Consider the following 24,817-nt stretch of genomic DNA (forward strand, 5'->3'; position numbering starts at 1 on the left):
AGGCTTAATTCGATATGTTTAGTCTGCGCCATTGATAAATTTTATCTAAATTCGCCTGTATTTCAAAAAGGCTCATCTTATTGCCGAAACAATTTTTTTTTCATGAAGCAATTGAAATTTTCCAGTATACTTCCTTATATAATAAGCATTATTGCATTTTACCTTGCCACCCTTACTTACTTCTATCCTGAACTTGTAGATGATAAAAGCCTGGCACAAACTGATATTGTACAGTTTGAAGGTATGTCTAAGAGATCTGTTGATTACAAAAAATCGCACGATGGTGAACAGGCTCTTTGGAATGATGCTATGTTTTCTGGTTTACCAGATTATTTAATTGCTACTGGTGTTCCAGAAGCAGCTTTATTAACTCTAAAGCAAATTACTCATGGCTTTATCAGCAAAAAAACTTCTGCTCATTTGCTGTTTATGTACATGTTCTGCTTTTGGATATTGCTTTTAAGCTTTGATGTAAACCCGTGGTTGGCATTAATAGGCTCACTAGCATTTACTTTTTCCTCCTACAATATAATTAATATAGAAGCCGGGCACGTCACAAAATCGTGGGCAATTGGCTATTCTGCACTGGTCTTAGCTGGGATTCATCTCATTTTTAGAAAAAAATTATTACTAGGCTTTGCAATTCTCGCTCTCGGGCTTTCACTCCAAATTGGTGCACCTCACTATCAAATAACCTTTTATCTAGTATTTGTTTGCCTAGCTTATTCTATAAGCGAATTAATATTTGCTGTAAAAAATAATGAAATACACATGTTTGCCAAGCAAGCAGGTATTATGGTAATTGCTATTCTTCTTGCTTTCGGTACGGCCGTTGGTAGACTATGGATGGTGAAAGAATATACTCCATACTCTATGCGTGGTGAGAAGCAACTTACTTCAACAGACACAGAAAGTGGAGAACAGAAAAATGAAGGTTTAGAAAAAGAATATGCGTTTAATTGGAGTCAAGGTAAAATGGAAACCTTTACGCTTTTAATCCCATATTTTTATGGAGGTAGTAGTGGAGAATCTTTGCAAGCAGGCAGCAATGTTTATGATACCATATCCAAACTTTTTGGCAAACAACAGGCAGATAAATTGGTAGGTGTTGGGCCAGTTGTTCCATTATATCATGGTGATCAGATGTTTACAGCAGGTCCATTGTATATGGGAGCTATTGTCTGTTTTCTATTTATTTTAGCTATGCTAACTTTACCAGACAGAATGCGCTGGTGGATATTAGCAGGAGCAATTATTTCGATGATGTTCGCTTGGGGTAAAAACCTTTCCTTTTTCAATTACTTCTTATTTGATTACTTCCCTGGGTTTAACAAATTCCGTTCTGTATCGATGGCATTAAGTATGACCATGATGCTAATGCCTCTTGCAGGAATTCTTGCTTTACAAAAACTACTTGAGACAAAGCTAACTGATGAGCTTAAAAAGAACTTGTTTATAGCTGTCGGAGTAACAGCAGGCTTAGCACTATTCTTTGCGGTTTTTGGAGGAATGAGCTCATTTAACACCGCTAAAGATGCTAGCTTTCCACAGAGATTAGGAGTAAACGATCAAAATGCGGCTGATGCTTTAATTAAAGCACTTCGTGACGATCGACTTGCATTTATGAGAAAAGATGCTTTCCGTTCTGCATTTTTAATTGTACTTGCTGGTGCAATCTTGTATTTCACTATGCTTGGTAAATTAAGCAAAAATGTGGCATTAGGTATTCTAGGTGTTGTAATGATTGGTGATGTTTGGCTTGTAGGTCATCGTTACCTATATCCTGAAATGTTTAAGAAAAATGCTGTAAAACAGGCTCATCAAAAAACACCTGCAGACGATACCATTTTAAAAGATAAAGACCCACATTATAGGGTTTTAACATTAGGTAGTTTTAGCCAGGAAGCTCAAACTTCTTATTATCACAAATCACTAGGAGGTTATTTTGCTGCCAAAATGATGCGTTATAATGACCTTATAGAACGAGAGTTATATCCTGAGCAAAACGTGATTATCGGGTCTCTAAGAGGTGGAAAACTGCCTAATTTTTCAGAAACACCTGCCATCAATATGTTAAATGCGAAATACATTAAGTATGGAAATGAAGCTAATCAGGTAATTGAAAATTCAAAAGCTTTAGGAAATGCTTGGTTTGTAAGCAAAGTTGTAGAAGTAAGCTCTGCTGATGAAGCAATTGCTGAAGTAAACAGCATTAATCCCGATCAAGAGGCAGTTATCAACACATCTGATTTTAAAACAAGTAAAACAAATTACTCATTAGATAGTGCCGCTAATATTCAGTTGCAAAGTTATTCCCAAAGAGAAATCATTTATACAAGTGAAAATAGCAAAGATGGATTAGCTGTATTTTCTGAGATTCACTATCCTAAAGGATGGACAGCAACAATAGATGGAAATGAAGCTGAAATATTAAGAGTTAACTATGTATTGAGAGCACTTGAAGTTCCTGCTGGTAAACACGAAATTAAGTTTAGTTTTAATCCTGATTCTTATGTAATTGGAGCTAATATTACTTCTATTAGTGGAATTTTAGTAGCTATAATTGTAGTAGTAGCACTATTATTTTCAGGATATAAAGCCTTTATAAAACAAGACTAATTATAATTCAGCAGCAATTGTCTGAATACTTTCATTAAAATCTGACAGGTAGTTTTCAATTTTTCCTGAGAGCAATCTTAAATATGCATCACTCGAAAAGTCTATGTCTGCCTGTCCGATTTCTAATGCTGCCATGGTTAATCTAGCATACAAAAGATCATGTAGTTTTACAGGGCCATTGGGTGTCATTGTAGATAATCTTGCCGCCGCAGATAATTGTTTATTCGCCTTTAATATAGTTTTTGAAAGATTTTTCCATTGAGGTTCAAAAGCAGGAACACCAATTACTGCAGTCGAAATTTTTAAAATTACTTTTAATACTTTCATTGAGGTCAAAATCTCACCACTATAATACCCAATATCAAAAGCGATTTTTTCTGGAGATAAATCAGAAAGCTTTTCATCAAATCCACTATAACACATTCTAGCCCAAGAAAAATAAGCCTCAGGAAATTCTGGTGGTGGCATCATATGAATTCTTGCCTTATTCGCTGTATTTTGCACTGAAAGCACATCAGCTACTGCAACTCCGGTTTGAGTTTTTAACTCCTGCATTTCTGCAGTTACTCTTTCTAATAAGGTCGGATGTGGAAAATTTACGTAATGACCCAATAATTCTACAGCATTAAAATAACTACCAGACCATGTTGCTTTATAACCAGCTAAAAAATATTCTTTTACTAAAATCATATTTAAATTTTCCTGAACACTAACCTAACGCCTGCAATAAACCATTGTTTTTATGTAAAAGCATTTAATATTACCATATTGTTAAGATTCTTTTAGTGCTTATTTCCAAAAGCAAGCTCCGGTTTATACCTTTGCACCCAATTTGAGCATACGTATAACCAACCATAGAAAAATGCCTAGAAACCCAGATATAAAATCTGTACTTATTATTGGAAGCGGACCGATTATTATAGGTCAGGCATGTGAGTTCGATTACTCAGGATCACAGGCAGCAAGATCACTAAGAGAAGAAGGGATTGAAGTAACACTTATTAATTCAAACCCGGCTACGATCATGACAGACCCTGTGACTGCTGATAACATCTATCTTAAGCCACTCGAAAAGAAATCAATTATTGAAATCCTCGAAAAGCACGATATTGATGCTGTACTACCTACCATGGGTGGACAAACAGCTCTTAATCTTGCGATCGATTGTGATGAAGCGGGAATTTGGGAGAAATACGGGGTTAAAATAATTGGTGTAGACATCAATGCAATCCAAACTACGGAAGACAGGGAGCTTTTCCGTCAGAAGATGATTGAGCTAAATGTAAATGTTTGTGAGGGTAGAACTGCAAAATCTTTTCTTGAAGGAAAAGAAATTGCTCAGGAAATTGGATTCCCACTTGTAATTAGACCTTCTTTCACCCTTGGCGGAACTGGTGGAGGTTTTGTTCATTCTAAAGATGAATTCGATAAAGCTCTTACAAGAGGGTTACATATGTCTCCGGTTCATGAAGTGTTGATAGAACAGAGTATTTTGGGTTGGAAAGAATACGAACTGGAGTTATTAAGAGACAATCTTGGTAATGTTATTATTATATGTTCAATTGAGAACGTAGACCCAATGGGTGTTCATACTGGTGATTCGATTACAGTAGCACCAGCAATGACATTACCAGATACAGTATACCAAAACATGCGTGATCTTGCAATTAAGATGATGAATGGTATTGGAGAGTTTGCTGGTGGATGTAATGTTCAGTTTGCAGTTAATCCAGCAGACGACAGCATTGTAGGTATCGAAATTAACCCAAGGGTTTCTAGATCATCTGCACTTGCTTCTAAAGCTACTGGTTACCCAATTGCAAAAATTGCATCTAAACTGGCTATCGGTTACAATTTGGATGAGCTTAAAAATGCAATTACCGGAAATACTTCGGCATATTTTGAACCATCTCTCGATTATGTAATCGTAAAAATACCTCGTTGGAACTTCGATAAATTCCAAGGTGTCGATCGCCAATTAGGATTACAGATGAAATCTGTAGGTGAAGTTATGGGTATCGGTCGTAACTTTCAGGAAGCATTACAAAAAGCTTGTCAGTCTTTAGAGATAAAAAGAAATGGTTTAGGTGCAGATGGTAAAGGACTGAAAAAACAAGAACAAATTCTACCAGGTCTTGAGAAACCAAGCTGGGACAGAATTTTCCAAATTTACGATGCATTTAGACTTGGAATATCTCTAAGGACTATTCAAAAGTTAACTCATATCGACAAGTGGTTCTTGAACCAAATCGAAGAACTTATTGAGCTTGAAAAAGAAATTGAGACTTATAACCTGAATAGCCTTCCAAAAAACATTCTCCTTCAAGCTAAACAAAAAGGATACGCAGATCGCCAGATAGCTCACTTGTTAAAGTGTCTTGAAAGTGATGTTTATAACAAAAGAAAAGAACTGAATATCAATCGTGTTTGGAAACTAGTTGATACTTGTGCTGCTGAATTTGCTGCAGAGACCCCATACTACTACTCAACTTTCGATGAAGAAAACGAATCAGTTGCTTCTAATAAAAAGAAAATTGTAGTATTAGGTGCAGGACCAAACAGAATTGGCCAAGGTATTGAGTTTGACTATTGCTGTGTTCATGGTGTATTAGCCGCTAAAGAGTGTGGTTACGAAACCATCATGATTAACTGTAACCCAGAAACAGTTTCAACTGACTTCGATATTTCAGATAAACTTTATTTCGAGCCAGTTTTCTGGGAACATATCTACGAAATAATCGAGCACGAAAAGCCAGAAGGTGTAATTGTTCAGTTAGGTGGACAAACAGCACTTAAACTTGCTGAAAAACTAGAGCGTTACGGAATCAAAATTTTAGGTACAAGCTACGAGGCACTAGACCTTGCAGAAGATAGAGGTAGCTTCTCAGACTTACTTAAAAAGAATAAAATTCCATATCCGCAATTTGGTGTTGCTAAAAATGCAGATGAAGCTTTAGAAGTTTGCCAAGATTTAGGTTTCCCTCTACTTGTAAGACCATCTTATGTACTAGGAGGTCAAAGTATGAAAATCGTAATTAACGAGGAAGAACTAGAAGAGCACGTAGTAAGAACATTGAGAAAAATACCTAACAACCGTATTTTGCTCGACCACTTCTTAGATGGAGCCATAGAGGCAGAAGCTGATGCTATATGTGACGGAAAAGATGTTTACATTATAGGTATTATGCAACACATTGAGCCAGCCGGTATTCACTCTGGAGACTCTTATGCTGTATTACCTCCATACAATATTGGAGACTTACTTCTGCATCAAATAGAAGACTACACAAGAAAAATTGCTTTAGAGCTTAAAACTGTAGGTTTATTAAACATTCAGTTTGCGATAAAAGACGATAAGGTTTACATAATTGAAGCTAACCCGAGAGCTTCTAGAACTGTACCTTTCATCTGTAAAGCATACCAAGAGCCATATGTGAATTATGCAACTAAGATCATGTTAGGTGAAAAAACAATTCAGGATTTTGATTTCCAACCTGTTAAAAAAGGATATGCAATTAAAATTCCTGTATTCTCTTTTGAGAAATTCCCTAATGTTAACAAGGAATTAGGCCCTGAAATGAAATCTACCGGAGAAGCCATCTACTTTATCGATGATCTAAGAGATGAATTCTTTAGAAAGATTTATGCAGAAAGGAACCTTTACTTGTCGAGATAACAAATTCAAAAGCCTGTTTTAATTAAAACAGGCTTCTTTTTTATATTTGAAACCATCAAACAGTATAGGTGGTTAAATAAAAAAAGTCTTGATATATGTTTTTTAAATTTTTAATAGTATCAATACTAGTTATTTATGTACTAGCACGTTTTTGGGGATTTATCTACAGAGTAATTGCTGCATTTCAAGGGAAAGAACCACCATCTAAACAATTTGAAAAGAAGCAAAATACTAATGTAGCTTACGAAACCAAAAAAGAAAATAACCTCCAGATACTTATCCCCAAAAAGGATAAAAGCTCAAATAAAGATAAGCCTGGAGAGTATATAGATTTTGAAGAGGTAAAAGAATAAACTTTACCTTTTTTTATTTTATACCAAAGTCGATCAGCTTAGTTAATCCAGTGCTTAATATTTCCAGTTCTTCTGATCCAAGCGGATGATGCCCTAGGAGCAAGGATTGCACATATAAAACTTTTACATATAAACTAAGCTGTTCTTCATCTGCGACTGTAGTTAATTTCTTTATTAGTGGGCTATTTAAATTGAAGCAAAGTTTTGAGTATCCATTAATAAACTCATTGCTACTTAGCTGATTCATTATTCCTCCCCACAAAGTATTCGATACCTCGTCTGACTTTTGTATAGAATTCCACAGGCTAGAAAACTCGTCTTTACTATATAAAGTGGAGAGGTTAGCAGGTTCAAACTTCTTTAGTATTGCATGGCATTTAAATTCATCCAATACAGAATTGGCAATTCTACTAAAAAAAGCAGCAGCTTCTTTTTCAGATGGAAAAGGTTCTTCAAACCTTTCTATAAAATGCTCTGTATTTACTTCTACAACCTGCTTCTCTGGAAAAAGCCTACTTAACTTCTCCAATAGCTCACGCTTATATGTATATCCAGAATTGATAATCGAAATTCCTTGTGCATTTGCAATACTGGCTACTTGCCTAAATTCATCTACATTTGGAATATGCCTGATAACATCATCAAAGCTTTCAAACTCACCGAGAGTTAAATTACCATGATCTGTTTCAAAAGGAATATAAGGAATAATAATTTTAAAAAACTCATCATCGTGCAATGCAAGAGTATTCATTGAATGATAATGAATCACATACAACTTCTTTAATTGATCTGGATTATTTTTTTCAAGATCTAGTAAATACTGCTTTAAGATTTTACCTAGATCATCTCTGGTTCTCTTTAAATCTTTATCTTCGTAGAAAGACTCTCTCGACGCGGTAGGTTTAAGGTTTTCTGTATTAATGATACATTTCACAAAAAATGCCCAATCTGGTAGCATATTCTCAGCTTTTTCTGAAATGAGCATATTTTTGAGATAGACCTTATGAGTACTTTTTGATGAAGGGCTTACTTCGTGTGGTAATACATAAGCTACCCCTTTTGTAAAGCCAGATGGCGTTACTAATGAGATATAATCTAAGAATTTAATACCAAACTCTTTTTCTCCATACTCTAATACAGCTTCTCGTTCTTCCTCAGTGTTACTATACTTTCTCTCCCATGGAGCTCTTAATTTATTGATAATTTGTTGATTATTACCTACTTGTAACTGTACAGGATAAGGCAGTAATGAACCATACAAACTTAATATTCCTTTTAACTTACTTTCTTCAAAATAGCTTTCTTTCCCTTTTTTAGCTGTTAAATAAATTTTTGTCCCTACAGAAAATTCTCCCTCAAGTACTTTTACTTTATATGATCCATTTGCACTTCCTCTCCACTCAATAGCTTTAGTATCGTTTAATGATCGGGTAATCATTATAATTTCATTCGTAATCATAAAACAGGAAAGTAATCCTATTCCAAACTGACCTATAAAATCTTGTCTTCTTTTTGAGAGCTCATCTCTTTTAGAACTTGAGCCAATACTTGATAGAAAATCATGAACTTCGCTCTCGGATAGACCTATACCATTATCTTCAAAAATCAATTGGGGGGGAATTACACCATCACTTTCAATTATTTCTATTTGAACTTCTGGTGAAAAATCTTGCTCTTGTCTTTTTCTTGCACTTATAGCATCAGTTGCATTTTGTAGCAACTCACGAATAAAAACCTTTTCTTCACTATATAAATGATTAGAAAGTATATCAATTATACCTTCCAGGTTAACCTGAAAATTAAAATGACTCATCCTTAAATTTAATAGTAATTGTTAACTAACAGCCTATATTTCTATATTCAATTTAGCAAGCAGTCTAAAAAATATTAATACTAATAGTTTAAATTAAGTATAAGATGGGGCTTTTGTTAGAAATGCTAATTTTTTTCTGAAAGAGGTCAAAAAAAAGAACCCAATCCGATACAGATTGAGCTCTATTGATTTAACAATTAAACCAAATAATCCTTAAAATATCCTACTTTAATGTCAATAAATTGAATACTCAATTTTGACTAATACAATAATAATAGATTAAAAAATTTCATTTTTTAGTATTCGATAAATACTATATGGGTATCGGTAAATAATACTGAAGATAAGATTAAGCTCAATGTTAATTTAATGTAAATAACTTAATTTCAATAAGTTAAGATTTTTTAGCTTATAAAAGGAATGAAAAAATGCGCTTATATAAAGAATAAAATATATAAGAAAACACTAGCTTAAAGTATAAATATTCTAATACTAAATAAAAATATTTAAGTAGATATTATGAGAATGCTTAGGAATATCCTTATAAAATAATAAAATTAAACTAAAATAAAAAGTATTTTATGTGAAAAATTCAATACAAGTGCATTATTAATTTGATACTAAAATTTGAATTAGCCATCATTTTTTTATGATTTTGTCAATAAACAAAAGATAAAATAACAATAATTAAAATCTTATAAATAAATACTTGAAATATTTGCAACATATAGCCATTCACTTTACATTTGTAACAATATTTCACTGTAGGGTGATGAAACTGGCAGCCATGCCCTCCTATCCCGGGGGTGAGGATTCAGGATAAATCCCGAAGAATTGATCATATTTATGTGTGACCAATTCCTCGTTGACTAACTACCTCGTGAAGGTTCGACTCCTTCCCCTACAGCTAAAAAGTTCTCTTTTTATTGTTATTTATTTCACTGTAGGGTGATGAAACTGGCAGCCATGCCCTCCTATCCCGGGGGTGAGGATTCAGGATAAACCCCGAAGAATTGATCATATTCATGTGTGACCAATTCCTCGTTGACTAACTACCTCGTGAAGGTTCGACTCCTTCCCCTACAGCTAAAAAGTTCTCTTTTTATTGTTATTTATTTCACTGTAGGGTGATGAAACTGGCAGCCATGCCCTCCTATCCCGAGGGTGAGGGTAACGGATAAATCATGAAAAGTTGTTCGTATATCATCCGTATGATCAACTTCTCAACTGACTAACTACCTCGTGAAGGTTCGACTCCTTCCCCTACAGCACAAAAAAAAGCTCTTCCTTTTAAAAAGAAAGAGCTTTTTTTATTTTCATCAATATTATTTTATTGGAGCTTCTTTTTCCAATATCTCATAAGACCTGCCACACTCATAAAAGCTGGATTTGCAGCTTCATATTTTTTTAGACCTTCTTCATCTATTCCAAAATCTGTTAATTGCTGGTTGGCAAACCTTTGAAAGTTAGGAGTTATATCTTCTATTTTTTCTCCATTTTCATAATGAGGCTTTATCCAGCTTGCCCAACTTAATAGCATCTCTTCTAATTCATTTAAATGCTTTATTTTATTTTCAACTTTTCCAAAATGAGTTAAATAGAGAGACTCAACATTTAAATCTTTAATTCTTTCTATAGAACTCTGCCAATCTTCTATATTAATATCAGGTGGTGGACAAGGAGGAACAACCATCCCATCATCTATTTTTACTCCTGCTACATCTCCAGTAAATAACACATTATCTAATTGCCAAGCTATATGGTGAATTGCATGACCTGGAGTATGATGAGCCGTAAATACTTTTTCGCCAATATTTATTTCTTGATAATCTTCAACTGATACTAAATTATCTTCTGAAATAGCTTTCATATCACTCCACAACCTGTCCATATCATCTTGATAAATTCTTCTTGCAGATTGTGTTAGTTTTTCAGGATTTGCCATATGTGGATATCCAATAGGATGCACATATACTTTAGCTCCTTTTTCAGCTAAAGCCCAAGCAGCACCTGCATGGTCGAAATGAATGTGAGTGAGTAGAACATGTTTTACGTCTTCAATTTGGTGACCAACTCGTTTTACTTCACTTACAAGATGCTTATAAGTTGAATACGGCCCACTTTCTACTAACACTAATCCATCTTTGGTTTCAATTAAAAAAGCTGCGATCGCATCATTTATATCCAAAAAACCGAGATCTAAAATATGTATCATTGGTTATTGATTATTTTTTGTTTAATGATTGATTATCTTCTTTTCAAAAATTCTTCTTTTAAGTTCTATACATGCGACTACCTGTCCATGATCAGACTGCCACTCTGGTACACATTCATCAGAAAGAGTTTCGTCAATTACATGGTCATTAAAAACTTTTACATACTCTATTCTACCAATACCTTTTGGGTTTTCCTGTACAAATTCCTGACTTACAAGAATATGATCTAATGCCTCATAATGTCCATTGTGAATATGAGTAAAGTAATAATCGTGGAAACTCATTCTAGCTTGTATGTCTTTTACATTATACAACAAACTATCCCATATTTCTCTTTTAACACTTTGCTTCTCATTTTTATGTGGAGGCTCACCAGATATAAGTTTAGTAGACACAGCAAGGTCATTATCGTTTAAGTCTCCTATTAATACTACAGGTTCGTCTTTGTTCATAAGATATGTGAGCATTAACTCTCTTAAAGCTGCTGCCTCAAAAGCTCTTCTTACCAAAGCTCTTACTTTTGCATGTGCTTTTTCCCTAGGATGAAATCGATCTTTACGATCAATATTTTCTGGATAATCTGGTCTTTTTGATTTTAGATGAGCAACAAAGCATTGAATTTCAACACCTTCTACAAGTTTAATTTTGCATCTTAAAACAGGTCTAGAAAATTTATCTATTGCTACATTTCCTTCATCAAAATGAATCACTGAAGGAAATGTAGAATACACTTGCGACTCTACAATTTCATATTTAGAAGCTAGAGCTACAAATGGTCTTTTATTAGGTTCTTGTTGAACTGTAGATGCTAAGTTATATTCAGCATATTGATTACTATATTTCAATAATTCTTCTAATGCTTCTTCATGAAAAACCTCTTGAAAACCGATAATATCAGCATTCATTTTTTCCAATTGATTACTAATCCATGAAAGCTTTTTTGAATAAGTAAACTGATCGTAACTTCTCCTCCTATAATACTCTACTCCAGGTAATGAGAGATTAAGTAAATTAAATGTACCTATATTTAGCTTAGGTGAAACCATCGCTTGCCTCTTAAATGTTCAACAGCAAGCTAAATAATTATATAATTAGAAGCAAAAAATTGATGTTTTTGGTAAATTAACTGAATTTGCAATTACTCTAATTTATATCGCTATAATTTAGAAAAAGAACTACCATATCTAATTTTCAAATTACAATCTATGGAAACCAATAAATATGAAATAACTCTTAACTCTGCTCAACAAGCTTATGTAAAAAAAGTAAGTAATCCATTTGCATTTAGACTTTGGACTTTAATGCAAGTTCCACTTGGATTTATAGCAGGTATGCAACTTACCAAATTAACTCCATACAAAGCTGAAAGCACCTTGCCATTTAAATGGCTAAACCAAAACCCTTTTAAATCTATTTATTTTGCGGCTCAAAGTATGGCGGCAGAATTATCTACTGCAGCATTGGCAATTACGGCTATTCAAGGCTATAAGCCCTCTGTTGCAACAATTATAGTAAATTTAGAAGCTGAGTTTATAAAAAAAGCTACAGGAAAAGTAACATTTACTTGTGAAGATGGAATGGCAATTTTTGAAGCTGTAAACCAATGTTTGGCTACAAAAGAAGCTACAAGTGTAAAAGTAAAAACTACCGGAAGAATGGCCGATGGAACCATTGTTTCAACTTTTTGGCTTACTTGGTCTTTTAAACAAAGAAGTAAATAAAAATATAGTGCTTTCTGCTTATATCCTCCAATAATCAGAAAGCACTTGGAGTACGGTTATACAGTGTTATTTACTTAGATGAGCTTTCTTCGTGGATTTGATTTTCTAGCTTGTTAAGACTCTTAGTTTTTCCAAATAACTCTTCAGATTTAGCATTGTAAGCATTCGCAGCCTCTTCTGCTGTAGGAAATAAACCTAAATCATAACGCTCATTTGTGGTGTATAAAACAGCTCTGTACGTATTTTTACTTACTTTTACCACTCCCCTGAAACCAGTCTTATTGTTATGTTTTTTCTGGTTTCTTCTTAATTCAGACATTGTTGCCCATTCGAGGTTTTTAACTCTGCAATCGAGGGGATTTCCATTTTTAATTCTTACAAATAACCTTTTTGACTCATCAGGTTTTTCAACAAACTTCTCTGCAATCAATTTATGGAGGTAGATTGTTACATTCTTATATCCGTCTTTAACAGGATAATTTCTTTGATAAAAAACATAGCCACTTGAGTGTAATCGTAAGTTCTTAAGGAATTCTATGGTTTTGTAGTACTCATTCTGCTCAATAAATTCGTAAGCATCTCCTGAGATTACCACGTATTTATCGGCATTCTTCAGTTTTACCTTGTAAAGCATATTTTTGTGTGTAAAAAAAGTGTTTTTTGATGATAAATGATAGTATTATAATTTATATAATAGTGCTATAAAAGCAAACTCTATTGACAAGGTAAAGGAAGAAACGAAGTCAACAGCTCATTTGCTAAAAAAGATTATTATGCATAGATAGCTTTTATGATCAGTTAACGCAAAAATAATATTATAATTTTAATTAACAATTGGAAAAATCCCATTTTTAACTCAATGGCGCTTTGTTATTTTTATTTTATAGCTATATAAAAAAAAGTTATAGACTTATTCTTTACATTAAAACAAATAGATATCTAGAAATAGATTATAAATTTAAAACTATATACAATTCGAATTAAACTACTAATCACATTATGCGCTATTTTATCATAATTTGCCTCTTTTTAAGCGTTATTTCGCTAACATCGAAAGCCCAAGACAGAATTACAGGTAAACCTTTTGCCACAAGATCTGAAGTAATTGCCCAACATGGCATGGCAGCAACCAGCCAACCTCTTGCCACTCAAGTAGCAATTGATATTCTCAAAAAGGGAGGCAATGCAATAGATGCAGCAATCGCCGCAAACGCAATGTTAGGATTAGTAGAACCAACTGGTAATGGTATTGGTGGAGACTTGTTTGCAATTGTATGGGATGCTAAAACACAAAAGCTTTACGGACTAAATGCCAGTGGTAGATCACCAAAAGCACTTACACTAGATTATTTCAAAAAAAATAACTTAGATAAAATTCCTTCTCATGGTCCTCTACCTGTTTCCACACCAGGATGCGTAGATGGGTGGTTTGAGCTACATGGGAAGTTTGGTACTAAGGAAATGACCGAAATACTACAACCGGCAATCAATTACGCAAGAGAAGGTTTTCCAGTAAGTGAACTGATCGCATTCTATATGAATAGAAGTGTGAATACACTTTCTAAATTTCCCGGCTTTAAAGAAACTTATATGCCAAATGGGAAAACTCCTGCAAAAGGTGAAGTTTTTAAAAATCCTTATTTGGCAAATACACTAGAAAAAATTGCAAAAGGTGGTAGAGATGCATTTTATAAAGGGGATATAGCTAAAACAATCGGTCAATATATAAAAGAGCAGGGAGGTTTTCTTTCTTATGAAGATTTAGCCTCACATAAGTCTGAATGGGTAGATCCAGTTTCGGTAAACTACAGAGGCTATGATGTTTGGGAACTTCCGCCAAACGGTCAAGGAATTGCAGCTTTACAAATGCTGGCTATTCTAGAAGGCTTCGATTTAAAAAGCATGGGCTATGGTACTAAAGAATATATTCATCATTTTATAGAAGCAAAAAAGCTCGCTTTTGAAGACAGAGCAAAATACTACGCCGATCCTGCTTTTAATGAAATCCCAGTTGAATGGTTAATCTCTGAAGATTATGCAGCAGAAAGAAGAAAATTAATCAACACAGAAAGAGCATCAAAAACGTTGGATGCGGGTAAACTAAGAGATGGCGATACCATATATATGACCGTTGCTGACAAAGAGGGAAATATGGTTTCTTTAATTCAAAGTAATTATAGAGGTATGGGTTCAGGTATGACGCCAACAAAACTAGGCTTTATTCTACAAGATAGAGGAGAGTTATTTACATTAGAAGAAGGGCATTTCAATACTTATGAACCGAGCAAACGACCTTTCCATACCATCATTCCTGCATTTATTACAAAAGATGGTAAACCTTTTATGAGTTTTGGTTTGATGGGAGGAGCTACTCAGCCTCAAGGACATGCTCAAATTGTTACCAACATTATCGACTTTGGAATGAATATACAAGAAGCTGGTGATGCTCCTAGAATCTTGCATTTTGGTTCTTCACAACCAACAGGTGGAATTATGAAAGATGGTGGAGTGGTTAACCTAGAGTCTGGATTCGACTATGAAACTATTAGAGAATTAGTATTAATGGGGCACGACGTATCTTTTAGTGTTGGCAATTATGGAGGCTATCAAGCAATAATGTACGATGCAGAAAACAAAGTGTATTATGGAGCATCTGAATCTAGAAAAGATGGACAAGCTGCGGGTTATTAACATTTTTTATTACTAAAAGGCTGGATTTAAATATTAGTTTCAGCTTATTTACATTCCCATTCGTTAATATTATGTGAATAAAATATTTCAGAACTGATTATCTGAACGGAATGTTAAAAGATTTAGATAGGACATTGTAATTTTGCAGTTTATCGAGAAATATGATAAGTTTATTTTAAAATAAAATTTAATCTTATGGAATTGAATATCCGTGAAGAAAAAGGATTTAAGTATCTTGATGAAGGGAAAGGAGAGACACTGATATTTTTACATGGTCTTTTTGGCGCACTTAGTAATTGGAATAAAGTGTTGGATTACTTTTCAAAAAAATACCGTGTAATCATTCCAATGTTGCCTATATATGATATGCCTCTAAAAGAAGCAGACCTTGAGGGCTTGCTCAAATTTGTAGAAGAGTTTATTGAACTGAAAAAACTAAACGACTTTGTTATTGTAGGAAACTCTTTAGGTGGTCATGTTGGTTTAATGTATACATTAAAGAATCAACACAAGGTAAATAGATTGGTTTTAACAGGTAGCTCTGGCTTATTCGAAGACACTATGGGTGGCTCATACCCTAGAAGAGGAAGCTATGAGTTTGTTAAGAAAAAAGTTGAATATACATTCTATGACCCCACTATAGCAACTAAAGAATTGATTGACGAAGTATTTGAAATTACACGTAGTATACCAACTTGCTTAAGAATGGTTTCGATTGCGAGATCTGCTCAAAAACATAATTTGGCTAAAGATCTATCAAATATTCGTATACCAACTTTACTAATTTGGGGTTTAAATGATACAATTACTCCACCAATTGTTGCTCATGAGTTCAACAAACTTATTCCAAATACCGAATTAAGGTTTATTGATAAATGTGGGCATGCTCCTATGATGGAACATCCAGAAGAGTTTAACAAATTGTTTGAAAACTTCTTGGAGAAAAATAAAGTTTTGATTTAAATTTTTATTATGGTAGCAAAAAAATACATTGACAAAAGTATTCCATACCTCAAACAAAGCGATTCAATTTCATTTGCAATTGAGATGATGGAAGAATACGGTTTGAATCAGCTACCAGTTGTTGAAAACCAGGAGTATAAAGGGTTAATTAACAAGTCTATACTTGAATCAATCCCTTTGTTGCACAATCAAAGCCTGGAAGAAATTGAGCCACTACACCCGTCAATCTTAGTTTCTGACGAGTTTCATATATATGAGATTGTAAGAATTGCTAGTGACTTAAAATTAGAAATACTTCCTGTTTTTTCTGAAGATAACATATTTAAAGGCATGATTAACATGCACGATGTATCTCAAGATTTTATAAGCAAATTTGCCGCTCAACCTATTGGGGCAATCTTTGTTTTGGAGATGAAAGCAATAGATTATTCATTAACTGAGATTAGCCGATTAGTTGAATCTAATGAGGCTAAAATTATCAGTATGTATACAGAATCTGATGATTTTGATCCAAACTTGTTAATTGTTACAATCAAAGTAAACACAACAGACCTCACGAGAGTACTGGCAACATTTGAAAGATTTGAATTTAAAATACTTGCTAAATTCCACGATCATGAGACTCAGAAATTTGAGTCATCAAGGTTAGATTTATTATTAAAATACCTTGAGATCTAAATCTCAAGGTATTTTTTTCTCCAAAACCTCAATTTTTTCCCGAAATCATCACTCTTGTAGAATTATACTTTACCTTAGCTTTGAATTTATTCAAGCAGGATAAAAAATTTATATTCAGTTTTTTTATTAGCTTTTAAGTTAAGAGTTTTACTCAGAATAAACCTTTCAAGTATATTGATTACTATCGCTGTACACAGTCGAACCCTTGAGGACGACAAATTCCGAATAATCAAAGGAATAATCGATGAAATTGCCTCATATAAGGTAAATCTTTTACTTTCAAAAACATTATCTAAGTGTTTTTCTAAAAAGAAAATTGAGCTAACTGAACATAAAGTTTTTCATAACTACTCAGATTTAGATAATACAGACTTTATATTTAGTTTGGGAGGAGATGGTACCCTACTAGAAACAATCACTTATGTAAGAGATAAAAATATCCCCATATTAGGAGTCAACATAGGTAGGTTAGGTTTTTTAGCAACACTATCGAGCAATAACATAAAACTGGCAATGGAAGCCATTCTCAATAAGTCTTATACTATTGATGAAAGAATGATGCTTTCCGTTGAAGCTGATGAAGATATTTTCAATGGAGTCAATTTTGGACTTAACGAGTTTACCATTCTAAAGAGAGATTCGTCTTCTATGATTATAGTACATACTTATTTGAATGGCGAGTATCTAAATTCTTATTGGTCTGATGGATTAATTATTTCAACTCCTACTGGTTCTACCGGTTATTCATTAAGTGTTGGTGGCCCAATTGTGTTTCCTCACTCAAACAGCTTTATCATTTCTCCTGTAAGTCCACATAATTTAAATGTAAGACCGCTTATCTTGTCAGATGATAGTGTTTTATCATTCACAATTGAAGGCAGAAGTGAAAACTTTTTGGTTTCACTAGATTCAAGATCTAAAAAAGTAAATGCAGAGGTCAAGCTAACAGTAAAGAAATGCCCATTTAATGCAAAGCTTCTTAAATTAGGTGGAGAAAATGATGGTTTTCCGAATACTCTAAGAAAAAAACTGAATTGGGGATACGACTTAAGGAATAGAATCCCTTAGAAACTGCCACTCCCAACCTGAGAATTAAAAACTGTAGGCTTGTTTGCAAGCTACTGAAGCAAGGGCTTTTAGCTTCTCAATTTTCACAATTATTTACTATTTTCGCCCTGAATTAATTCAGTAGGCTTAATTTTTTTACTAAGAGAATAATGCGAGAATTTAATAAGATTAATAATATTTGTGGCTGGCTTGTATTTCTGATTGCAGCTATAGTCTACACATTAAGTGTAGAAGAAACAGCAAGCTTCTGGGACTGCGGAGAATTTATCGCTGTATCATACAAACTAGAAGTACCTCACCCACCGGGAGCACCTCTTTTTCTACTGCTCGGACGAATGTTTTCATTTTTGGCTTTAGGAAATGTAGAACAAGTTGCCTTCTGGATAAATATGCTTTCAGTGTTGGCTTCAGCCTTTACTATATTATTCTTACACTGGACAATTGTTTTCTTTGGTAGAAAAGTTATAAAGCCTGAAAATGGTACTAGTTACGACCAAAACCAGACATTTATTTTAATGGCTGCAGGTATAATTGGTTCACTGGCTTACACTTTCTCAGATTCATTTTGGTTCTCAGCAGTTGAAGCTGAAGTATATGGACTGTCGTCTTTATTCACTGCTTTCGTAGTATGGGCGATTATGAAATGGGAATTAATTGAAGACCGCAAATTTGCCGATAAATGGCTTATTATGATTACTTACGTAATGGGGCTTTCAATTGGAGTTCACCTCTTAAACCTAGTTACAATTCCAGCATTAGGTCTAATCGTATACTACAAACGTTTTGCTAAAACTACTACTACTGGTCAACTGCTAGCTATGGCAGCTGGTGGAGCTGTAATTCTAGTAATAATGTTCTTTGTTATTCCAGGTTTACCATCGATCGCTGGTTGGTTTGAAATTATACTTGTGAACTCATTCGGATTACCATTCGGTACAGGTATAGTTCTATTTATTATATTATTAATTGCAGGATTAGTATACGGTATTCGCTATTCTGAAAAACACAAAAAGGAAGTATTAAACATCATCATGCTGAGTTTAACCTTTATACTAATTGGTTATTCTTCATATGGTATTATCCCTATACGATCAAACTTTAATACTCCAATTGACGAAAATAATCCTGAAGATATTATAAGTTTCGTTCGCTACTTAAAGCGTGAACAGTATGGAGACAGACCACTTATCTACGGACAAACCTTCGAAGCTGAAAGAGTTGATGTAGAAGTTGGTTCTGCAATTTATAGAAAAGCAGAAGATCAATATGAGGTTTACGATCATAAAACCAAAGCAATTTATGATTCTAAATCGCAAATGTTGCTACCAAGAATTTATAGCCAACAACCTGGCCACCCCGATTTATACCGTAGCTGGATAGGTCTTGGACCTAATGAGTCTCCAACTCTAGGCGATAACTTTAAATACATGTTCGTATACCAGTTTGGTCATATGTACTTAAGGTATTTTATGTGGAATTTTGCTGGTAGAGAAAGTGATGATAAAGAAGCTGGCTGGTTAACACCTTGGGAAGATTTAGGAGTTGATTTACCTGAAGAACTTGCTAACAACAAAGCGAGAAATAATTTCTATTTGTTACCGCTTTTACTTGGGTTGTTAGGTGTATTTTTTCATTACAAAAAAGATCAAAAGAATTTTTGGGTACTTCTTTTATTATTCTTCTTAACAGGTCTGGCGCTTGTCCTTTACTTAAACTCACCTCCTGTTGAACCAAGAGAAAGAGATTACATTTATGTTGGTTCGTTTTATGTCTTTACAATGTGGATTGGATTTGGTGTAATAGCTATTTACGAAGCTTTAAGAAAGATATCTTACAACCACATAATAGCAACATTAATCGGTCTGCTCATTCCAGGAATAATGGCTGCTAAAGGTTGGGATAACCACGATAGATCAAACAGATTTCACTCTGTTGATCAAGCAAAAAATACTTTGAGAAGTTGTGCTCCTAATGCAATCTTATTCACTGGTGGCGATAATGATACATTCCCTCTTTGGTATGTACAAGAAGTAGAAGGCTTTAGAACTGATGTGAGAGTAGTAGTATTGAGTTACTTTAGCACCGATTGGTATATCGAGCAAATGAGACGTCAGGCTTACGAGTCAGATCCTCTACCACTATCTATGAAACCGGAGAACTATCTTCAAGGAAAAAATGATTACGTTCCTTTGGTTGAAGCTCCAAACATGAAAGATAGAGCTGTAAACGTGAAGTCTTATATGAAGTATGTAGATAACAACGACCCACAAGTATTAGTACCTCTGCAAGACGGAACTTATACGGCTAAGTTGTTAACTAAAAACTTTGTACTTGATATAGACAAACAAGATATTTTAAGCAAAGGATTTATACCAAAAGACAAAGAAGATAGAGTTGTTGATAAAATGACTTGGAGACTTAAAGAAGGTCATTCATCTATCTTTAAAAATGATTTGGCAATTCTTGATATCTTAGCAACAAATAATTGGGAAAGACCAGTATATTTCAACAATACTTCCGCAAATACATCTAACCTAGATTTAAGACCGTGGCTACAGCTAGAAGGTATGGCTTTCAGGTTAATGCCAATTAGAACCCAAAACACTGGTGAAGTTGGGGAACCAAACATTGATGTGATGCTCGAAAATATGAGCCAATTCGAATTTAGAGGTTTTAATGATCCAAGTGTTTACCACGACGAGGAGTATAGAAAATTTGGCTCTAACACTAGAAACTCTTACGCTAGATTAGCTAGAGCCCTATATGACAAAGGAGATAAAGAAAAAGCAAAAGAAGTATTAGATGAGGCTTTGGAAAATATTCCAGATAAGAGTATTCCTTATAGCTTCTTTACTAGCCGTTTTGTTGAAATATACTATTTGTTAGGAGAAAAAGAGAAAGCAATGGAGATTGCTGCTGTGATGGAGAAAAGAGCTGCAGAGTTTATGAAGTATATGGAAGAAACAGGTAAATACGATGATAATCTCTATCGTAATACAATGCTATTCCCGACAGCTTTAGCAGATATTTATCGTAGGTTGTCGATTACTATTGTAAATAAAGAAAGAGATCTAGAACTTTCAGATATTGATTCAGAATCTAAACAAGCAGAAGTCAAGCAACTGCAAGCCGACAAAGAATTCTACATGCAAGAGTTCGAAAAGTACGATCAATTACTAGAAACATACCGCGCAAAAATTTCTAATTTGAGGTAAGTTTTTTAATGAAATTAAACAAAAAAACCTCCAAGTAAATATTTACTTGGAGGTTTTTTTATTAAAAGTTTTCAAGCTTTTCTAAAAAGTACTTTCAACATTGAACTGTGAACAAACACTTTATTAAAGCGAGTTTCTTGGTAAGAGATTGATTTTCAATATAAAAATGTGAGTATTGACAGAAAATCGTATCTTAAAATTGCAAAATAACAAGAAAAGTAAATTCATATGCTTACACTCACAAGTTCCAAGATAATCGAATTTTTTGTAGACTACGATGATTTCATGGACGATTTTTTAAAAGAGATTAGCATCTCACTTGATAGGGCCTCCTTGAAAATTGATTAAGACCAATAAAAAATAAGAGTTGGATAGATAAAGTTCAACTTTTTTTGTTTCAAATCTTGTTACCTGCTGTTTTGGACTATTTAAAAAGTACAATACTGTGAGTAATCCTATTGATAAAACTGGAAAATATTGCTTTTGGATAGTATAGACACACTCATCCCATAGGCTTTTCAGCTTTAGGTTTAGGCGGCCTGAAGTAGAGGAGCTTGTTCTGATTTCCTTTTGCTGATCTTAACGGCATTGGCCATCATCACTGCAAAAAAAACGTGTATCATTTCTCGTTTTTCTCCTTTAACCTTGATCTTATTGAGGCCATAAGCTGTTTTATGCACGCCAAAACTTCCCTCCATCACCGTTGGCTATTTCGGATCAAATAGGTTCATCATCACTTTTGATACTGCTGGCGAAATGCTATAAGTCCTATTCAAATATTTATTAGATTCGGAAATCATACAATAAATATTTAAATACAAGATCATGTTAAAGCCAAATAAGATCCCTGAAATTCCCATACTGACCAAACAAGTTGCCCATGCCAGTTTTCCTAAAGGGAATATTTATATAACCCTCAAAGATGAACTAGGGATAATCTATGAAAATGAATTTTTTGCAGATTTATTTCCCGCTAAAGGTCAGCCAGCAGCAGATCCTTGGAGATTGGCCATGATTACTGTTATGCAATTTATCGAAGGTTTATCTGACCGACAAGCTGTAGAGGCTATGGCGTCCCGGATTGATTGGAAATATTTATTGAGCTTGGAACTCACTGCAACAGGTTATGATAATAGTGTTTTATGCGAATTTAGGAGTAGATTGATCAAGGGAGCTCCAGTAACTCTACTCTTGGACAGATTACTAAAAAAATGCGAAGAGCGTAAATGGATCAAAAAGAGGGGAACTATCCGGACGGATTCTACCCATATGCTAGGTGCTATAAGAGCGACCAATAGATTGGTCTGCATAGGTGAAACAATTAGAGCAGCACTGAACAGTTTGGCCACAGTTGCTCCTGATTGGATGAGGCAACATGCCATACCGGATTGGACCAAAAGGTATAGCTCCCGAATAGGTAGTACCCGCCTTCCCCAAAGTCAATTAAAACAACTAGGGTTTGCAATACAGATAGGAAAAGATGGATATGACCTTTTGGATATTATATATCAACAAGACGATGAGGGCTGGTTAAGAAACCTTCCTGCCGTTAAACTCCTCCGCAATGTATGGGTACAACAATTTTATCTTCAGGAAGACAAAATAAATTATAGGGACAAGCAATTGGGCATCCCCCCTGCTTTACAGTTCATCAGCTCACCTTATGACAAAGATGCCCGCTATGCCAAGAAGTATACCACATCCTGGATAGGCTATAAAGTACATATTACAGAGACATGTCAGGAAGATCTTCCTTATTTGATTACCCATATGGTTACAACCAAAAGTCCCATTGCCGATAGTAATATGACCGATGGCATCCATGATGATCTAAAAAAAGATAAAAGACTTCCTAAGACCCACTTGGTAGATACAGGGTATATTGATTCTGCTTTATTGGTAAACAGTAAAAAACAATATGCCGTTGAACTCTTAGGACCAACCCGGTCCGATCAAAAATGGCAAGCCAGATCAGGAAAAGGATTTGCATTGAAAAACTTTAAGGTCGATTTGGACAAACAGGAAGCCATTTGTCCTGAGGGTCATACCAGTAAAAGTTGGACAATAGCCTATGATAAACGTAAAAAAGAAATGATAAAAGTAAAGTTCTCTATGAAAGATTGTAAAGTATGTAAAAGTAAAGCGTTCTGCACCAAAGCTCAACGGCGCACGCTCACTTTATTGCCAAAAGAGGAGTATCAAGCGATGATAAAAGCTAGGATCGGACAGAGTAGAGGTGATTATATTACAACATATAATAGGAGAGCAGGAGTAGAAGCAACTATATCTTTGGGTGTAAGAGCCTTTGGAATGAGGAGAAGTAGATATATAGGTCTTTGTAAGGCAAACTTACAAAATGTAATTATAGCCACAGCTATGAATTTTTCAAGAATTTATTATTGGCTGGAAGAAAGACCAAGAGAGAGGACCAGAATCTCAGCTTTTAGGAAATTGATGGAATATCCTGACAGAATCGTTGCATAGAAGGTTTCATTTCGCCAGCAGTATCAAAAGTGATGATGAACCGGTCACTCCGAAATAGCCAACCGTGGCTCTTTGGCTAGAGATGAGACTTCTGAGTTGGCTTTCAGCAGGGTTGTTTACTTTAGGACCTTTCTTTGGAAAGCAGGTAAATATCTTCTTTTCTGTTAAATACTTCCTGTTTTTGTTGGTGGCGTAAATGCGATCTGCTCCTAGTTGATGAAGTGAGCCAAATATCGATCTATGTTTTAAACTACTTAATTTCAGTCTGGTACTTTCATTAAAAGCGCGGAACTCCATGGTATCGATAAAGCAGATACCATCCACCTGAAGCAGGTGTGCCTTCATTCCGAACTCAACCCTTTTAGCTTCTTTACCTCGCACTATCGGCCTAACATAAGCCTTGGGAAGTGATACAATCCTGTTTTTCAATTCTTTAGCTGGATGCTGCTGCAAGAATTGCTGTTGCTCGATTATCTTCTTTATAGTTTTTAGATATGTTCTCTCATGTAAGTGAAGCTGTATTTGTGGATTTTCGTTAAGTAGGCATTGCAGTTGCCCCAATCCTTTGGATAGTAGATATATCAATGACTTTTTACGCTTGCGACCAGCTTTATATGTCTTTTTACGACTACGATCATAAGACATCTGCATGCGCTTTTGATCTATATATTTGGAGCCAGGTCGTTTTACTCCTAATATTTTACAGTATCTGTAAAGCTGCTTTTCAAACACCCATTGGCAGCTCTCCCAGAGCAGCTTAACATCGGTAGGAAAACGAATATAACTCTCATAACAAGTAGCATCCATTAAGAGCACATGCGTATTATGCATGTCTGTTTTCCAGTGTTGGAGTAGTACCTCTTGAAGTTGTTGCCAATCAGTATGGTCCGCCATATACGTCCTGATTCGACTTAAAATGGCCTTATCCTTAATCTTTTGATGATCCTGTAGCAATTTATTGCAAAATAGCTGAAGGCTCCAATCGGTATTAAAGCGTGCTATGAGCTTTTCATCACTCAGGTTTAAATAGGCTTTTAGAAACATTAAGCCAAACATGCCCTGAGGCGAAAACCAGCTAGGAGCACCAGGGCCTTTATTTTTCTTAGGCAGACATGCAGAAAGTTGTTCCCAAGGGATGCTATCATAAACATTACCCAATTTACTACTCTTAAATAAATACCATTTTGGAGTTAAGTAATCTTGTGGTTGGAAAAGCTGTTGATCTCTCATATATTGTAGTGTTAATTGTGATTAGACACTACAATTTAACAAATCAAAAACCCCGAAAAAAGCTTTTATTAGCTAATTGCGGGGTTTTAT

At 34.5% G+C, this 24,817-nt stretch carries 17 protein-coding genes; 10 read left to right on the top strand and 7 right to left on the bottom strand.

Going from position 1 to position 24,817, the window contains the following annotated elements; translation table 11 throughout:
* The first annotated feature begins 102 nt into the window (after positions 1-102).
* Entirely contained in the window at positions 103-2,619 is a 2,517-nt protein-coding gene (locus OQ292_RS06545) for a YfhO family protein (RefSeq protein WP_284685250.1), read from the top strand.
* On the opposite strand, the gene OQ292_RS06550 is transcribed toward OQ292_RS06545, so the two are convergent.
* Complete coding sequence (locus OQ292_RS06550; RefSeq protein ID WP_284685251.1) at positions 2,620-3,309, bottom strand: hypothetical protein; 690 nt, start codon at positions 3,307-3,309, stop codon at positions 2,620-2,622.
* A gap of 172 nt (positions 3,310-3,481) precedes the next feature.
* Between OQ292_RS06550 and carB the strand changes: the two genes are divergently transcribed.
* A complete protein-coding gene (gene carB / locus OQ292_RS06555) occupies positions 3,482-6,295 on the top strand; it encodes a carbamoyl-phosphate synthase large subunit (RefSeq protein ID WP_284685252.1) in 2,814 nt (937 codons plus the stop codon).
* A 95-nt stretch (positions 6,296-6,390) separates the two neighbouring features.
* Positions 6,391-6,648: a DUF4834 family protein gene (locus tag OQ292_RS06560; RefSeq protein ID WP_284685253.1), complete on the top strand. Its 258-nt coding sequence runs from the start codon at positions 6,391-6,393 to the stop codon at positions 6,646-6,648.
* A 13-nt stretch (positions 6,649-6,661) separates the two neighbouring features.
* On the opposite strand, the gene OQ292_RS06565 is transcribed toward OQ292_RS06560, so the two are convergent.
* The 3 genes from OQ292_RS06565 to OQ292_RS06575 form a co-directional block, all read right to left on the bottom strand.
* Positions 6,662-8,461, bottom strand: a complete 1,800-nt coding sequence (locus OQ292_RS06565; protein WP_284685254.1) for an HSP90 family protein — start codon at positions 8,459-8,461, stop codon at positions 6,662-6,664.
* A 1,330-nt stretch (positions 8,462-9,791) separates the two neighbouring features.
* The gene (locus OQ292_RS06570) at positions 9,792-10,676 is read right to left on the bottom strand and encodes an MBL fold metallo-hydrolase (protein WP_284685255.1); all 885 of its coding nucleotides are present in this window, start codon (positions 10,674-10,676) and stop codon (positions 9,792-9,794) included.
* Between the two features lie 21 nt (positions 10,677-10,697).
* Complete coding sequence (locus OQ292_RS06575; RefSeq protein ID WP_284685256.1) at positions 10,698-11,723, bottom strand: endonuclease/exonuclease/phosphatase family protein; 1,026 nt, start codon at positions 11,721-11,723, stop codon at positions 10,698-10,700.
* Between the two features lie 159 nt (positions 11,724-11,882).
* Between OQ292_RS06575 and OQ292_RS06580 the strand changes: the two genes are divergently transcribed.
* Positions 11,883-12,398 carry a DUF4442 domain-containing protein gene (locus tag OQ292_RS06580; protein WP_284685257.1) on the top strand — a complete coding sequence of 172 codons (516 nt, stop codon included), beginning with the start codon at positions 11,883-11,885 and terminating at the stop codon, positions 12,396-12,398.
* Positions 12,399-12,468: 70 nt separating this feature from the next.
* Here OQ292_RS06580 and OQ292_RS06585 read toward each other — a convergent pair whose 3' ends face one another.
* Positions 12,469-13,032, bottom strand: a complete 564-nt coding sequence (locus OQ292_RS06585; RefSeq protein WP_284685258.1) for an HNH endonuclease family protein — start codon at positions 13,030-13,032, stop codon at positions 12,469-12,471.
* Between the two features lie 365 nt (positions 13,033-13,397).
* Between OQ292_RS06585 and ggt the strand changes: the two genes are divergently transcribed.
* From ggt to OQ292_RS06610, 5 genes are all read left to right on the top strand, one after another.
* On the top strand, positions 13,398-15,089 hold the full coding sequence (gene ggt, locus OQ292_RS06590) for a gamma-glutamyltransferase (RefSeq protein ID WP_284685259.1): 1,692 nt from the start codon (positions 13,398-13,400) through the stop codon (positions 15,087-15,089).
* A gap of 195 nt (positions 15,090-15,284) precedes the next feature.
* Positions 15,285-16,052 (top strand): alpha/beta fold hydrolase, encoded by a 768-nt coding sequence (locus OQ292_RS06595; RefSeq protein WP_284685260.1) that lies wholly within the window; start codon positions 15,285-15,287, stop codon positions 16,050-16,052.
* A 9-nt stretch (positions 16,053-16,061) separates the two neighbouring features.
* On the top strand, positions 16,062-16,730 hold the full coding sequence (locus tag OQ292_RS06600) for a CBS domain-containing protein (protein ID WP_284685261.1): 669 nt from the start codon (positions 16,062-16,064) through the stop codon (positions 16,728-16,730).
* A gap of 174 nt (positions 16,731-16,904) precedes the next feature.
* Positions 16,905-17,798: an NAD kinase gene (locus OQ292_RS06605; protein ID WP_431733758.1), complete on the top strand. Its 894-nt coding sequence runs from the start codon at positions 16,905-16,907 to the stop codon at positions 17,796-17,798.
* A 149-nt stretch (positions 17,799-17,947) separates the two neighbouring features.
* Positions 17,948-21,013 carry a protein O-mannosyl-transferase family gene (locus OQ292_RS06610; protein ID WP_284685262.1) on the top strand — a complete coding sequence of 1,022 codons (3,066 nt, stop codon included), beginning with the start codon at positions 17,948-17,950 and terminating at the stop codon, positions 21,011-21,013.
* A gap of 530 nt (positions 21,014-21,543) precedes the next feature.
* Here OQ292_RS06610 and OQ292_RS06615 read toward each other — a convergent pair.
* On the bottom strand, positions 21,544-21,711 hold the full coding sequence (locus OQ292_RS06615; protein WP_284685263.1) for a hypothetical protein: 168 nt from the start codon (positions 21,709-21,711) through the stop codon (positions 21,544-21,546).
* Between the two features lie 124 nt (positions 21,712-21,835).
* On the opposite strand from OQ292_RS06615, the gene OQ292_RS06620 reads away from it, so the two are divergent.
* Positions 21,836-23,497: an IS1182 family transposase gene (locus OQ292_RS06620; RefSeq protein WP_431733766.1), complete on the top strand. Its 1,662-nt coding sequence runs from the start codon at positions 21,836-21,838 to the stop codon at positions 23,495-23,497.
* Positions 23,498-23,503: 6 nt separating this feature from the next.
* Here the strand turns inward: OQ292_RS06620 and OQ292_RS06625 are convergent, their stop codons facing one another.
* A complete protein-coding gene (locus tag OQ292_RS06625) occupies positions 23,504-24,727 on the bottom strand; it encodes a transposase (protein WP_284685264.1) in 1,224 nt (407 codons plus the stop codon).
* Positions 24,728-24,817: the final 90 nt, after the last annotated feature.

Source organism: Chondrinema litorale (assembly GCF_026250525.1).
Lineage (GTDB): Bacteria > Bacteroidota > Bacteroidia > Cytophagales > Flammeovirgaceae > Chondrinema > Chondrinema litorale.